The 12,673-nt window shown below is 71.9% G+C and carries 10 protein-coding genes and 1 pseudogene; 5 read left to right on the top strand and 6 right to left on the bottom strand.

Features of this window, described 5'->3' with window-relative positions; all coding sequences use genetic code 11:
- From J7E91_RS26855 to lgt, 4 genes are all read left to right on the top strand, one after another.
- Positions 1 to 647 (top strand): pyridoxal-phosphate dependent enzyme (locus J7E91_RS26855; protein ID WP_214909032.1); only part of this gene is annotated, 647 nt, incomplete at its 5' end.
- Entirely contained in the window at positions 644 to 1,477 is an 834-nt protein-coding gene (trpA, locus tag J7E91_RS26850; RefSeq protein ID WP_214909030.1) for a tryptophan synthase subunit alpha, read from the top strand. The genes J7E91_RS26855 and trpA, both read left to right, overlap by 4 nt.
- Positions 1,478 to 1,572: 95 nt before the next feature.
- The gene (locus J7E91_RS26845; protein WP_214909028.1) at positions 1,573 to 2,562 is read left to right on the top strand and encodes a thioredoxin domain-containing protein; all 990 of its coding nucleotides are present in this window, start codon (positions 1,573 to 1,575) and stop codon (positions 2,560 to 2,562) included.
- A gap of 110 nt (positions 2,563 to 2,672) precedes the next feature.
- Positions 2,673 to 3,599: a prolipoprotein diacylglyceryl transferase gene (lgt, locus tag J7E91_RS26840; protein WP_214909026.1), complete on the top strand. Its 927-nt coding sequence runs from the start codon at positions 2,673 to 2,675 to the stop codon at positions 3,597 to 3,599.
- Positions 3,600 to 3,666: 67 nt separating this feature from the next.
- Here lgt and J7E91_RS26835 read toward each other — a convergent pair whose 3' ends face one another.
- The 6 genes and pseudogenes from J7E91_RS26835 to J7E91_RS26810 form a co-directional block, all read right to left on the bottom strand.
- On the bottom strand, positions 3,667 to 4,497 hold the full coding sequence (locus J7E91_RS26835) for a CoA ester lyase (RefSeq protein WP_214909024.1): 831 nt from the start codon (positions 4,495 to 4,497) through the stop codon (positions 3,667 to 3,669).
- A complete protein-coding gene (locus tag J7E91_RS26830) occupies positions 4,494 to 5,726 on the bottom strand; it encodes a CaiB/BaiF CoA-transferase family protein (RefSeq protein ID WP_214909022.1) in 1,233 nt (410 codons plus the stop codon). Before J7E91_RS26830 ends, J7E91_RS26835 begins: the two co-directional genes overlap by 4 nt.
- Complete coding sequence (locus J7E91_RS26825) at positions 5,723 to 7,387, bottom strand: ADP-ribosylglycohydrolase family protein (protein WP_214909020.1); 1,665 nt, start codon at positions 7,385 to 7,387, stop codon at positions 5,723 to 5,725. Before J7E91_RS26825 ends, J7E91_RS26830 begins: the two co-directional genes overlap by 4 nt.
- Positions 7,384 to 8,541, bottom strand: coding sequence for an ADP-ribosylglycohydrolase family protein (locus J7E91_RS26820; RefSeq protein WP_251016276.1), 1,158 nt, complete (start codon positions 8,539 to 8,541; stop codon positions 7,384 to 7,386). Before J7E91_RS26820 ends, J7E91_RS26825 begins: the two co-directional genes overlap by 4 nt.
- Positions 8,538 to 9,986 (bottom strand): ADP-ribosylglycohydrolase family protein, encoded by a 1,449-nt coding sequence (locus tag J7E91_RS26815; protein ID WP_251016275.1) that lies wholly within the window; start codon positions 9,984 to 9,986, stop codon positions 8,538 to 8,540. The genes J7E91_RS26820 and J7E91_RS26815 overlap by 4 nt, the downstream gene beginning before the upstream one ends.
- Before the next feature lie 437 nt (positions 9,987 to 10,423).
- Positions 10,424 to 11,404, bottom strand: a pseudogene (locus J7E91_RS26810) (ADP-ribosylglycohydrolase family protein); the annotation flags it as partial.
- 249 nt (positions 11,405 to 11,653) lie between these two features.
- Between J7E91_RS26810 and J7E91_RS26805 the strand changes: the two are divergent.
- Complete coding sequence (locus tag J7E91_RS26805) at positions 11,654 to 12,385, top strand: VIT1/CCC1 transporter family protein (RefSeq protein ID WP_214909017.1); 732 nt, start codon at positions 11,654 to 11,656, stop codon at positions 12,383 to 12,385.
- Positions 12,386 to 12,673 lie beyond the last annotated feature (288 nt).

The raw sequence follows: 12,673 nt of genomic DNA, 5'->3' as shown, positions 1-12,673 counted from the left end.
ACTTCCACCGGGTCATCGGCGTGGAAGCGCGCCGCCAGATCCTGGAGCGGGCGGGGCGGCTGCCCGACGCGGCCGTCGCGTGCGTCGGCGGCGGGTCCAACGCCATCGGTCTCTTTCATGCGTTCATCCCGGACGCGGATGTACGCCTCGTGGGCTGTGAGCCCGCCGGGCACGGCATCGAGACCGGTGAGCACGCGGCCACCCTGTCGGCGGGTGAGCCGGGCATCCTGCACGGCTCGCGGTCGTACGTCCTCCAGGACGAGGAGGGCCAGATCACCGAGCCGTACTCGATCTCGGCGGGCCTGGACTACCCGGGCATCGGCCCGGAGCACGCGTACCTCAAGGACAGCGGACGCGGCGAGTACCGGGCCGTGACGGACGATGCGGCGATGCAGTCGCTGCTGCTCCTGTCCCGCACCGAGGGCATCATCCCGGCCATCGAGAGCGCCCACGCGCTCGCCGGTGCGCTGGAGCTCGGCAAGGAGCTGGGCAAGGACGGGCTGATCTTGGTCAACCTGTCCGGCCGCGGCGACAAGGACATGGACACGGCCGCCCGTTACTTCGGCCTGTACGACACCGACGCAGAGGTCGAGGCCGACGCCTCCGCCGTCAACGGCGCCGCCGAGATCCAGAGGGACACCAAGTGAGCGGGAACATTCAGCTGCTGAGCGACACCCTGGAGCGGGCCAAGTCCGAGAACCGGGCAGCTCTGATCGCCTATCTCCCGGCCGGGTTCCCGACCGTCGACGGCGGGATCGAGGCCGTCAAGGCGGTCCTGGAGGGTGGCGCGGACGTCGTGGAGATCGGGCTGCCGCACAGCGACCCGGTGCTCGACGGGCCGGTCATCCAGACCGCCGACGACATCGCCCTGCGGGGTGGGGTGAAGATCGCCCACGTGATGCGGACGGTTCGGGAGGCGCATGAGGCGACCGGGGCGCCGGTGCTCGTCATGACGTACTGGAACCCGATCGACCGGTACGGCGTGGAGCGCTTCACGGCGGAGCTCGCGGAGGCGGGCGGCGCGGGCTGCATCCTGCCCGATCTGCCGGTGCAGGAGTCCGCGCTGTGGCGCGAGCACGCGGAGAAGCACGGCCTGGCCACGGTCTTCGTGGTCGCGCCGAGCAGCAAGGACGAACGCCTCGCCACCATCACGGCGGCGGGGTCGGGATTCGTCTACGCGGCCTCGCTGATGGGCGTGACCGGTACGCGTGAGTCGGTGGGCGCGCAGGCGCAGGACCTCGTGCGGCGGACGCGGGCGACGACCGAGCTGCCGGTGTGCGTCGGGCTCGGGGTCTCCAACGCCGTACAGGCCGAGGAGGTCGCCGCCTTCGCCGACGGCGTGATCGTCGGGTCCGCCTTCGTTCAGCGGCTGCTGGACGCGCCGGACGAAGCGGCGGGTCTGGAGGCCGTACGGGCGCTCGCGGGCGAGCTGGCCGAGGGCGTGCGCAGGGGCGGCGGCGGGGCCGGCGCTGCCTGATCCCACCTGAAGCGAACAACTGAGCGGTGTAGCCCGTAAGGGTGGACCTGGACCGGGGAGGCGCGCCGGCGCCTTCCCGGTTCGTTGCTGCGGGTGTGAGTGACAAGAACCGTGAGGGAAAACGAACCGCCCGCGAGCGCCTCATTCAGGAGCGCGAGGCGCAGAAGGCGCGTGACAGACGCAGGCGGACATTGATCGTGGCCTCGGCTGTGGTCGGCGTGCTGGCGCTGGCCGCCGTGGTGGGCATTCTCGCCGCGAACTCGGGCTCGGACGGGAACGGCGACGACAGTGCGAGCGCCGTGGTGGCGCCCAAGGGCACGGACGACAAGGGCGATCCGAAGATCGTGGTGGGGGCGGCGGACGCACCGTCGACCCTCACGGTGTGGGAGGACTTCCGCTGCCCGGCCTGCGCCCTGTTCGAGAACGCCTTGCGGGACACGATCCATGAGCTGGAGGACGCGGGCCAGATCAAGGTCGAGTACCACCTGGTCACGCTCATCGACGGGAACATGGGCGGCTCCGGATCGCTGAAGGCGGCCAACGCGGCGGCCTGCGCGCAGGACGTGGGCAAGTTCGCGCCGTACCACGACGTGCTCTACCAGAACCAGCCGCCCGAGCCCGACGACGCCTTCGCCAAGGACAGCCGCCTGATCGAGCTGGCGGGGAAGGTCGACGGGCTCGTCACAGAACCGTTCAAGCAGTGTGTCGCCGACGGGACGCACAACGGCTGGGTGCGGAAGTCACACGAGGCGTTCCAGAAGAGCGACGTCAGCGGGACACCGACCGTGCAGCTCAACGGTGAGTCGATCTTCCCGAAGAAGGGCAACGAGCAGATCTCGCCCCAGAACCTGAAGAAGTGGGTCGCCGAGGCGAACAAGGGCAAGAAGGCGGGGACGGCGACCGCCACTCCGCCCGGGTCCGCGACGTCCCCGGCGCCCGCGCCTCCGGCGTCGTCCGCGCCGCAGGCCTCTGCGCCTCCGGGAGCCGCGGCCCCGGCTTCGGTGCCTCCCGCCTCGCCCGCGCCCCAGGTGTCTGTGCCGCCGGCCTCCGTGCCTCAGGCGTCTGTGCCTCCCGTTACGCCGTAGGGGCGCGGGCCGGGCCTGCCTGGGGGCGTGGGTGCGGGGCGGCTCGTTATCCAGACGTTGCCGGGTGGGTTGTCGTACGTCCCACCCGGCAAGGTAGCGTCGACCCTGCCATGGACCTTGCCTACATCCCCAGCCCGTCGACCGGTGTGATCGAGCTCGGACCGATCCCGCTCCGCGGCTACGCGTTCTGCATCATCATTGGCGTCTTTGTGGCCGTCTGGTACGGCAACAAGCGCTGGGTCGCCCGGGGAGGTAAAGCCGGCACGGTGGCCGACATCGCCGTGTGGGCGGTGCCGTTCGGCCTCGTCGGCGGGCGGCTCTACCACGTCATTACTGATTACCAGCTGTACTTCAGCGAGGGTCAGAACTGGGTCGACGCGTTCAAGATCTGGGAGGGCGGCCTCGGTATCTGGGGAGCCGTCGCTCTCGGCGCGGTCGGCGCCTGGATCGGCTGCCGCCGCCGCGGGATTCCGCTGCCGGCCTGGGCCGACGCGCTGGCTCCCGGTCTCGCCTTCGCCCAGGCGATCGGCCGCTGGGGCAACTGGTTCAACCAGGAGTTGTACGGGCGGCCGACCGATCTGCCCTGGGCACTCAAGATCTCCGAGGGCGTGAACCGCGAAGCGGGGACGTACCACCCGACCTTCCTGTACGAGTCGCTGTGGTGCGTCGGCGCGGCGCTGGTCGTCATCTGGGCCGACCGCCGCTTCAGGCTCGGGCACGGGCGGGTCTTCGCGCTGTACGTCGCGCTGTACTGCATGGGCCGTGGCTGGATCGAGTACATGCGCGTCGACGAGGCGCACCACGTGCTGGGGCTGCGGCTCAATGTGTGGACCTCGATCGTGGTGCTGGTGTTCGCCGTCGCGTACTTCGTGATCTCCGCGAAGGCGCGGCCGGGGCGCGAGGAGATCGTCGAGCCGGTCTCGCTGGAGAAGGGCGACGCGGGGGCGGACGGTGCGGGTGTGGGTGCCGACGCTGATGGCGATGCGGGTGCTGATGCCGGGGCCGGCGGCAAGGCTGACGCCGAGGCCAAGGACTAGGGCGTCCGGCGTTTGAGGACCGGGCGCGGTGCAGCGCTCCGCACGTGGTGTAGGCGCACCGCACCGCTCAGGCGGTGGCGCGGGACGCCAGGGACAGGGTTCGCTGGGCGGCCGCTACTACCGCCGCGTCGACGAAGCGGCCGTCGGGGAGGGCCAGCGCGCCGCCCTCCGCGGCGGCGGCCTTGACGATTTCCTCCGCCTGTTCGACCTCCTGAGGTGGGGGGAGGAAAGCGCGCTCGATCACCGGCAGCTGGCGAGGATGCAGCGCGGTACGGCCGAGGAAGCCCAGCGCCCGGCCCCGCGCGCACGACGCCGCCAGCCCCTCCAGGTCCCGGACGTCCGGGTACACCGACTGGACCGGCGGTTCCAGGCCCGCCGCCCGTGCCGCGACCACCACCCGGCTGCGCGGCCACGCGAGCCCCGCGTCGTCCCGTACGCCCAGGTCCGCGCAGAGGTCCGCCTCGCCGAGAGCGATCCCTCGTAGCGAAGGGTGCGCCACTGCGATGGCGTGCGCGTGTTCGATGCCGAGCGCCGATTCGAGCAGGGCGTACAGCGGTACGTCCGGCATCTGCTGTGCGACGTTCCGTACCTCGGTGGGGTCCGTGACCTTCGGGAGGCGGAGGGCCGATAGTCCGGGCAGCCCGGCGAGGGCGCGCAGATCCGCCTCGGCGAAGGGGGTGCCCAGGGCGTTCACCCGGACGTGGACGGGGGGTGAGGGGTGACGCTCGGTGAGAAGTTCGGCGGTTGCTGAGCGGGCGTACCCCTTGCGGTCCGGTGCGACCGCGTCCTCCAGGTCGACGATCACGACATCGGCGCCGGACCGCAGCGCCTTGGCGACCGTTTCGGGGCGGTCGCCCGGTACGTACAGCCAGGTCAGGGCGGTGAGAGGTGTGGTCATCGGGTGCCGCCGGTCGCGCGGAGCGTGGCGATCTCGGACGCGGACAGTCCCGCCTCGGTGAGTACGGCTTCTGTGTCGGCGTTGTGCGGGCGGCCGGCCCAGCGGATCGCGCCGGGCGTCTCGGAGAGGCGGAAGAGGACGTTCTGCATGCGCAGGGGGCCCAGGTCGGGGTCCTGGATCTCGGTGATGGTGTCCAGGGCGCGGTACTGGGGGTCGGTCATGACGTCCCGTACGTCGTAGACGGGGGCGATCGCCGCCTCGGCCTTTTCGAACGCGGCAATCACCTCGTCGCGCGTGCGGCGGGCGATCCAGTGGCCTACCGCCTCGTCGAGTACGTCGGCGTTCTCGGCTCGGCCGCTGCCGGTGGTGAACCACGGTTCGTTGATCAGGTCCGGGCGGCCCACCAGGCGCATCACGCGCTCGGCGACGGACTGCGCCGAGGTGGAGACCGCAACCCAGGCGCCGTCGGCGGTGCGGTAGGTGTTGCGGGGGGCGTTGTTGCGGGAGCGGTTGCCGGTACGGGGCTGGACGTAGCCGAGTTGGTCGTACCAGAGGGGGTGGGGGCCGAGGATGGTGAGGATCGGTTCGATGATGGCCATGTCGATGACCTGGCCCCGGTTGGTTGTGGTGCGGGCTGTGAGTGCGGTCATCACCGCGTAGGCGGTCGCGAGCGCCGTGATCGAGTCGGCCAGGCCGAACGGGGGGAGCGTGGGCGGGCCTTCCGGTTCGCCGGTGATCGCCGCGAAGCCGCTCATCGCCTCGGCGAGCGTGCCGAAGCCCGGGCGGTGGGAGTACGGACCGAACTGGCCGAAGCCGGTGACGCGGGCCAGGACAAGGCGGGGGTTGGCGGCGCTCAGCTCCGCCGGGCCGAGGCCCCACTTCTCCAGGGTGCCGGGGCGGAAGTTCTCGATGATCACGTCGGTGGTGGCGGCGAGGCGCAGGAGAGCATCGCGGCCGGTGGGGGCGGAGAGGTCGAGGGTGATGGTGCGTTTGTTGCGGCCGAGGAGCTTCCACCACAGGCCGATGCCGTCCTTGGACGGGCCGTGGCCTCGGGACGGGTCGGGTTTGGCCGGGTGCTCGACCTTGATCACGTCTGCGCCGAAGTCGCCGAGCATGGTGGCGGCCAGGGGGCCGGCGAAGAGGGTGGCCAGGTCCAGGACTCGGAGGCCGGTGAGGGGTGGGGGTGGGGGTGGGGTGGGTGCTGGTGCTGGTGCTGGTGCCAAGGTCATGGGCGTAGTGCCTCCGTGTGGGTGAGGTGGGCCAGGGTGTCGAAGCCGATGCCGTCGAAGCCTGTGACGGAAGTGGCCAGGCGGTTGCGGAGGGGGGCGGTCCAGTGGGTGGGGATCGCCTCGGGGGAGCCGGTGAGCAGGCCGGCGATGCTGCCTGTGGTCGCGCCGTTGGAGTCGGTGTCCCAGCCGCCGGACACGGCTCGGCAGATGGAGCCGGTGAAGTCGCCGTCGGCGTGGGTGAGGGCTGCTGCGATCAGGGCGGCGTTCGGGAGCACGTGTACCCAGTGGTGGTGGCCGTAGGTGGTGTGGAGTTCGTCCACGACGGTGTCGAAGGTGGCTCTTGACGCTTTGGCTGCTGCCTTGATGCCGAAGCGGACGGCTTGAGCCAGGCGGGACTCCGGGGGGACGACGGTCAGGCCGGTGCGCAGGCAGTGGTGTACGTCGGTGGTGCCGGCGGCGGCTTCGGCGATGGTCGCCGCGATGAACATCGCGCCGTACACGCCGTTCGCGGTGTGGGTGAGGGTCGCGTCCCGGTGGGCCTGTTCGGCGGCGGCGGCCGGGTTGCCGGGGTGCGTCCAGCCGTGGATGTCGGCGCGGATCAGGGCGCCGATCCATTCCCGGAAGGGGTTGTGGTGCGTGGCGGTTTGAGGGGGCGTCAGGCCGAGGAGGAGGTTGCGGTAGGCGATGCGTTCGGCGGTGAACGTGCGGCCGGCCGGGAGTTCGTCCAGCCAGAGGTTGGCAAGCTGGGTGGTCGTGAAGGCTTTGGTGTGGCGCTGGAGGAGGAGCAGGCCGAGGAGGGGGTAGTTCAGGTCGTCGTCCTCGGGCATGCCGTTGATGTTCTCGGCCAGGGAGGTGGGGGCGGAGCGGCGGTTCCAGGGGTGGCGGGCGAGGAGGTCGCGGGGGACGCCTTGGGCGGTGAACCAGGTCTTCAGGGGCCAGTTGCCGGTGGCGGCGGCGAGTTGGCGGATGGCGGTGAGGGGGAGCTTCTCGACCGGTTTCCCTAGCAGGCAGCCGGCGGCGCGGCCGAGCCAGGCGGCGTGCAGGCGGGTGAGGAGGGGGGCTGCGACTGGCTCTGGCCGCGGGGGGCGGGCGTCGCTGGGTGCGGTTGGGGGGGCTTCGGGGTCGGTGCCGGGGGTTCGCTGGCGGTGGTTGCGTTCAACGCCCTGCGGGGAGCGCCCCGGCACGTCCCCTCCCCGGCGGCGTGGCAGGTGAGCCGGGGGGTGGGGGGAGCTGACCGGCACGTCCCCTCCCGGGTGGCGTGGCAGGTGAGCCGGGGTCTGGGGGGAGCTGATCGGGGTGTTCCCTCCTGGCACCGTTGGCTGGTGGGCGGGGGTGGTCTCGTCGCCTTTTGGCACCGGGGTTGGTGGGGTCTTGGTGGGCCATGTTGGGCAGGCTGATCTGATGGCCTGTAGGGGTGTTGGTTCTGCTTGGGTGGTGGGGGTGGCGAGCTGGGACAGGTCGTTCAGGAGTTGTTCTGCCAGCGTGCGCAGGTGTGGGGGCGCGGGGGTGGGGGACGCGCCCGTGGGGGGTGGGGATGGCGGGCCGCCTGCCGATTGCCAGCGGGCGCGGATCGCTGTCGTGTCGCGGCCGTCCTCCGATGCCTGGCGCAGTTCGTGGGTGATCAGGTCCTCTGGTTGCACCCAGGTCAGCCGGACGTTCATGGTGTGCCTGTCAGGGCGGTGAAGGTTGCCTCGTGGGTCCTGCGGCGCGCGGTGTCGCGGGCGTAGATCTCGCGAGTCACGGCCGCCAGGGTGCGGGGCGGGGCGTGCAGGTCGGTTCGGCTCGCCTCGGCGACCGTCTTCGCCCAGTCGGACGGGATGGCTGATTCGCCGTACAGGGCACCGGAGATCGCGCCGCTCATCGTGGCGATCGAGTCGCAGTCGCGGCCGTAGTTGACCGAGCCCAGGACGGTGTGGCGGTAGTCCCCTCCCGCTACCAGGAGCATGCCCAGGGCGATGGGGAGTTCCTCGATGGAGTGCAGGCGGGAGGGGCGGCGGGCGGCGAGGGTCGGTTTGCGGTAGTCCGGGCCCACCGTGTCGAAGGGGGCTACGGCGGCGCGGAGGGGTGCGAGTGCGGACTCGAAGTCGTGGTGGCGTACGGCGGCTTCCGCTACTGCCTCGATCGCTGAGCGCGTGCCGTCCTTGGCGAGGGAAAGGCAGGTGTCGACGACTGTGGCGGGTGTGGCGTCGGGCGTACAGGCGGCGGCTACGGCGGCGGCGAAGACGCCGGCTGCCTCACGGCCGTACGACGACTGGTGGGCGCCGGCCACGTCGATCGCTTCCGCGTACGCCGCGGTGGGATTGCCCGCGTTGACCAGGCCGACCGGGGCCATGTACATCGCCGCACCGCAGTTGACGATGTTGCCGGTGCCGGCTTCGCGTGGGTCCATGTGGCCGTAGTGGAGGCGGGCGACGATCCACTTCTCGGCAAGGAAAATGCGCTGGAGGGGGAGCGCCTCTGTTTCCAACTCGGGGATGTAGACGGGGGATTCGATGAGCTGGGGGACCAGGTGGTCGGCGATCGCGTAGGCGTCCAGGTGGTCGCGTACGGCGTCGTACACGCGGACCAGGGCGTGGGTCATGAGGGTGTCGTCGGTGATGTGGCCGTCACCCTTGTGGTACGGGGCGATGGGGCGCGCCGTACGCCAGTCGTCGTAGAACGGGCCGACGATGCCGTGGACGCGGCCGCCGTGCCGTTCGGAGATCTGCTCGGGGGACCAGCCCTCGACCGGGCCGCCGAGTGCGTCGCCGACCGCTGCGCCGATCAGGCTGCCGGTGGTCCGGTCCTCCAGGGTGAGTGGCGGGAAAGTTGTCATGTGGTGAGGCATCCGTTCGTGGTGTGAGGGCTGGGAGTGGGGGCGGGGGTGGGGTGGAGTTGTGCAGTGAGCTGTGCGGCCAGTTCCACCAGGTCCGTGCCGGCCAGGCGGGGGAGGGAGCAGCCGACCAGGGTCCGGCAGGTGTGGCGCCAGCCGGCCGGGAGCGCGTCGCCGCCGCAGAGTGCGCCGGTCAGCGCGCCGGCGAGGGCGGGGGCGGAGTCGGCGACGCGGGACAGGCAGGCTGCCGCGGGTACGGCCTCGGTGACGCGGCCGCGGGCGGCGGTGGCCAGGGCTAGGGCGACGGGGACGGTTTCGGCGGCGGCGATGCCGTAGCTGTAAACGTGGTCGACGATCTGGTGTTCGAGGGTGGGGACCAGGGCGAAGGCGCCGCCGGGTGGGGACGTGGGGGCGGCTTCGGCTTCGCGGGCCAGGCGTACGGCGTGGGCCGCGTTGCGGCCGATCTCGGTGGCCGCGGGGAGCTGGGCGAGGGCTGCGTCCACGGCCTCGTCGACCCCGGCGCCGCCGAGCGCCGCCGCGATCGCCGCGGCCATGGCGCGAGCGCCGTGGACCCCGTCGCCGTCCTGGGTGTAGCGGGCGTCGAACTCGGCCAGTTCGGCGGCGGCGGCCGGGTCGCCGGGGTGGGCGGTGGCGAGGACGGCGGCGCGGATGCAGGCGGCGTCGTCGAAGTAGTGCGGATTGTCGTGGCCGGTCGCGGGTGGGCGCAGGCCGGTGGCGAGGTTGCCGAGGCCTGCGCGTACGGAGATGCGGGCGCGGAGGGGGAGTACGGCGGACTCGACCTCGGGGGCGCGGTCTGCGGCGGCGGCGACTTCGGCGGCGAGGGCGGTCCAGGCGCGGTCGACGGCGGCGCGGATCTTGCCGGGGGCGGCGGCGAGGATCGTACCGGCGGTGAAGGCGGCCCACTCGGCGTCGTCGGACGGGCCGAGGCGCAGGGGTTCGGGGGGCTGGTTGAGGGCGATGGGGACGGGGAGGGTGGTGGTGGCGTTCTGCTCGGCGAAGGTGTCGAGTTCGCGGGTGAGGCGGCGGGTCCAGTCGGGCATGCGGGCGGCGCGGTGGCGGGCGGCGGGCCACCCGGCGGCGTCACCTGCGGCGAGACCGAGGAGCAGGCCCTCGATCCGGCGCGGGTCCGCCGCAGCGGCGTGGGTGGGCGTGGGGGTGGGTTCTGCTTTTGGTGTGGGTGGGTCTGCTACTGCTACTCCGCACCACGCGCCGGGTGGGCCGAGGTCGTTCCCTGACGCGTGGGGCGGCGCGAGCGCAGATGCCGGTCCCGTGTCGGCGCGGGCTTGGGTTTCGGCGCTCCGTGGCGGGAGCGTGGCCGGGGTTGCGGTGAGCGCCGAGGTTTCCGCTGACCCGGCCCCGGACCCCAGGCCTGAGCTGGGGCTGTCGCCCGGGGCGGGGGTGGCTTGCGCGGGGTTGTAGGGGGTCATGATGCCGCCCGGAATGGGTTGGGGCGCGGGCCGACGCTCGTGGTTGCGCAGCACGGGGCGTTGCCGCGTGTGGGGGTGCCGGCCGTGGGTTCACCCCCCGAGGGGCTGCCGCCTGGCGTTCCGCCGCCCCAGGGAGTGCCGGTTGTGGTGCCGCCCTCCGAGGGGTTGCTGGCTGGCGTTCCGCCGCCCCAGAGGGTGCAGGCTGTGGGCCCGCCGCCGGAGGGGTTGCTGGCTGGCGTTCCGCCGTCCCCGGGGGTGGTGCCTGGGGCTCCGTCGCGCCAGAGGGCGCCGGCTGTGGGTCCACCCCCTGAGGGGTTGTTGTCTGTGGGGCTGCTGTCCCAGGGGGTGCCGGTTGTGGTGCCGCGCCCCGAGGGCCTGTTGTCCGGGATTCCGCCGTCCCACGTGATGCCGTCGGTCGGCGGGATGGTGTCGGGAGGGTCGTCGTCCGGGATCAGGAGGTCGGCTACGTCCAGGACGTGGTGGTTTCGCATTGACGGGAGGCAGCTGCCTCTCGCCGGGGCGATCACCGACGCCCAGGCCGGGGGGATCGCCCCCGCCCCGCACATCGCGCCGGCCAGGGCGCCTGCCACCGCTGCCGTCGTGTCGGCGTCGCGGCCCATGTTGACCGCGGTGAGGACGGAGCCCCTGAAGTCACCCCGCGCCGCCGCGAACGCGCCGAACGCCAGGCCCACCGCCTCCGGGGCCAGATCCGTCCACGGGTAACCGCCGATCACCACCGCCGAGCGCACCGCCCGTTCGCCGTCCGGGGCCGCCGCCACCGCGCGGCGCAAGGAGCGGGCCGTCCAGGAGTCGGACGGGATGACGGACAGGGCGGCGGCGGTGATCGCGGAGGGCGTGCCGCCCGTCATGGCCACCGCGACGCCCGCCGCCACCGCCTGGCCGCCGTAGATGCCCTCGCCCTCGTGGCTCACGCAGCCGTCGATCGCCACCAGCCGCGCCGCCTCCGCCGGGCGGCCCGCCGCGAAGACGCCGAAGGGGGCGGCGCGCATCGCCAGGCCGTCGCTCCACGCGTGCCGGTGCTGGGCGGAGATGGGGGCGGCCAGGCCGCGGCGGAGGTTCTCCAGGGTGCCGCGCTCGCTGAAGCCCGCGCCGCGGAACGGCCCCTCGTCCAGATCGGCGATCCACAGGTGCCACGCGTTCTCGACGTGCGCCACGGTCAGCGCCGAGCCGTGGCGGGCCAGGAGGAGGCCGGAGAAGATCGCGTACTCCGTGTCGTCCGTACCGGCGGGGTCGGAGGACACGAAGCCTTCGATACGGCCCCAACGTCGGCGGATCTCGGAGGGTTTCATGTTCTCCGCCGGGGCCCCGAGCGCGTCGCCCACCGCCAGGCCGAGCAGGGCGCCCCGCCCTCTGTCGCGGAGTGCGCGAATGGCGTGAAGTTCGCGCAGGGCCTGCAGCGCGCGGCCGTGATCGGTGCGGGATTGCATGCAATCAACTCCCTGGGCTCGTTCCTGGATCTGTGCCACGCGAGGGCCCGGCAAAGGCTCCGAAACGGCAGCGTCACCCGGTCGGCGTGGGGTCTGAGCTGCGGGTAAGTACGGCCTTCCTTGCTGGCGGGAGGCTTGAATCGTGCGTACTTTCGATGGTGTTGAGGGGGTGGAGGGGCCGCGTACGGCCCCGCCTCCGGCGAGAGGGGAACTGGCGACATGGCCATCATCGAGACCGAGGCGACGCTCCACGAGGCGCACCGCGACAACCACACGCACCGTGACGTGAATGGAGGTTGGCTGCGCCCGGCGGTCTTCGGCGCGATGGACGGTCTGGTCTCGAATCTGGCGCTCATGACCGGCGTGGCAGGTGGGTCCGTGGGGCAGCAGACCATTGTTATTACCGGGCTCGCGGGGCTTGCCGCCGGCGCCTTCTCCATGGCGGCGGGTGAATACACCTCCGTGGCCTCGCAACGCGAACTCGTCGAAGCCGAACTCGACGTCGAGCGGCGCGAGTTGCGCAAGCACCCGAAGGACGAGCTGGAGGAGCTCGCCGCGCTCTACGAGTCGCGGGGAGTCGAGGCGGGCCTGGCACGTGAGGTCGCCAGTCAGCTGTCCAGGGATCCTGAGCAGGCGCTGGAGATCCACGCCCGCGAGGAGCTCGGTATCGATCCCGGGGACCTTCCCTCACCCCTGGTCGCCGCCGTATCGTCGTTCGGGGCGTTCGCGCTGGGCGCCCTGGTGCCCGTACTGCCTTATCTGCTCGGGGCCTCGACGATGTGGCCCGCGGTGCTGCTCGCGCTCATCGGGCTCTTCGCGTGCGGGGCGCTCGTGGCGAAGGTGACGGCGCGGTCCTGGTGGTTCAGCGGGATGAGGCAGCTGGCGCTCGGTGGTGCCGCGGCAGGTGTGACGTACGCCCTCGGTGCTCTGTTCGGAACAGCCGTAGGGTGAGACACTATGCGGGGCTCCACATAAGTAATCTGTTACTCGGTGGTTTCGTCTTCGCCATCGCCGGGCAAGAGCCCACGACACCGCAGGCAATGAGGCCTGCTCTGTGACGACCCAGACAAGTGTCGGTCTGTCCGCACGTGAACCACCTGCACCGCTATGCGTGGTGTCCGCATGTTGGAATGCGCTATCCACTTCGCGAGAAGCCAGCCATCATGTAACCTGCACGAAATTTCGCGGAGGGCCAACGTCGTCCCTCGGTAGTTGCATATGCCACGACGACGACGGGAG

The sequence above is a fragment of the Streptomyces sp. ISL-99 genome (assembly GCF_018614005.1).
In the GTDB taxonomy this organism is placed as follows: domain Bacteria; phylum Actinomycetota; class Actinomycetes; order Streptomycetales; family Streptomycetaceae; genus Streptomyces; species Streptomyces flavidovirens.
This window is presented reverse-complemented; position numbering and strand designations above follow the sequence as displayed.

Bases quoted from the DNA above. Each gene is read 5' to 3' on its own strand.
- J7E91_RS26805 (WP_214909017.1), top strand. From the start codon at position 11,654: ATGGCCATCATCGAGACCGAGGCGACGCTCCACGAGGCGCACCGCGAC.
- J7E91_RS26815 (WP_251016275.1), bottom strand. From the start codon at position 9,986: ATGACCCCCTACAACCCCGCGCAAGCCACCCCCGCCCCGGGCGACAGC.
- J7E91_RS26825 (WP_214909020.1), bottom strand. From the start codon at position 7,387: ATGAACGTCCGGCTGACCTGGGTGCAACCAGAGGACCTGATCACCCAC.
- J7E91_RS26830 (WP_214909022.1), bottom strand. From the start codon at position 5,726: ATGACCTTGGCACCAGCACCAGCACCAGCACCCACCCCACCCCCACCC.
- J7E91_RS26835 (WP_214909024.1), bottom strand. From the start codon at position 4,497: ATGACCACACCTCTCACCGCCCTGACCTGGCTGTACGTACCGGGCGAC.
- lgt (WP_214909026.1), top strand. From the start codon at position 2,673: ATGGACCTTGCCTACATCCCCAGCCCGTCGACCGGTGTGATCGAGCTC.
- J7E91_RS26820 (WP_251016276.1), bottom strand. From the start codon at position 8,541: ATGACAACTTTCCCGCCACTCACCCTGGAGGACCGGACCACCGGCAGC.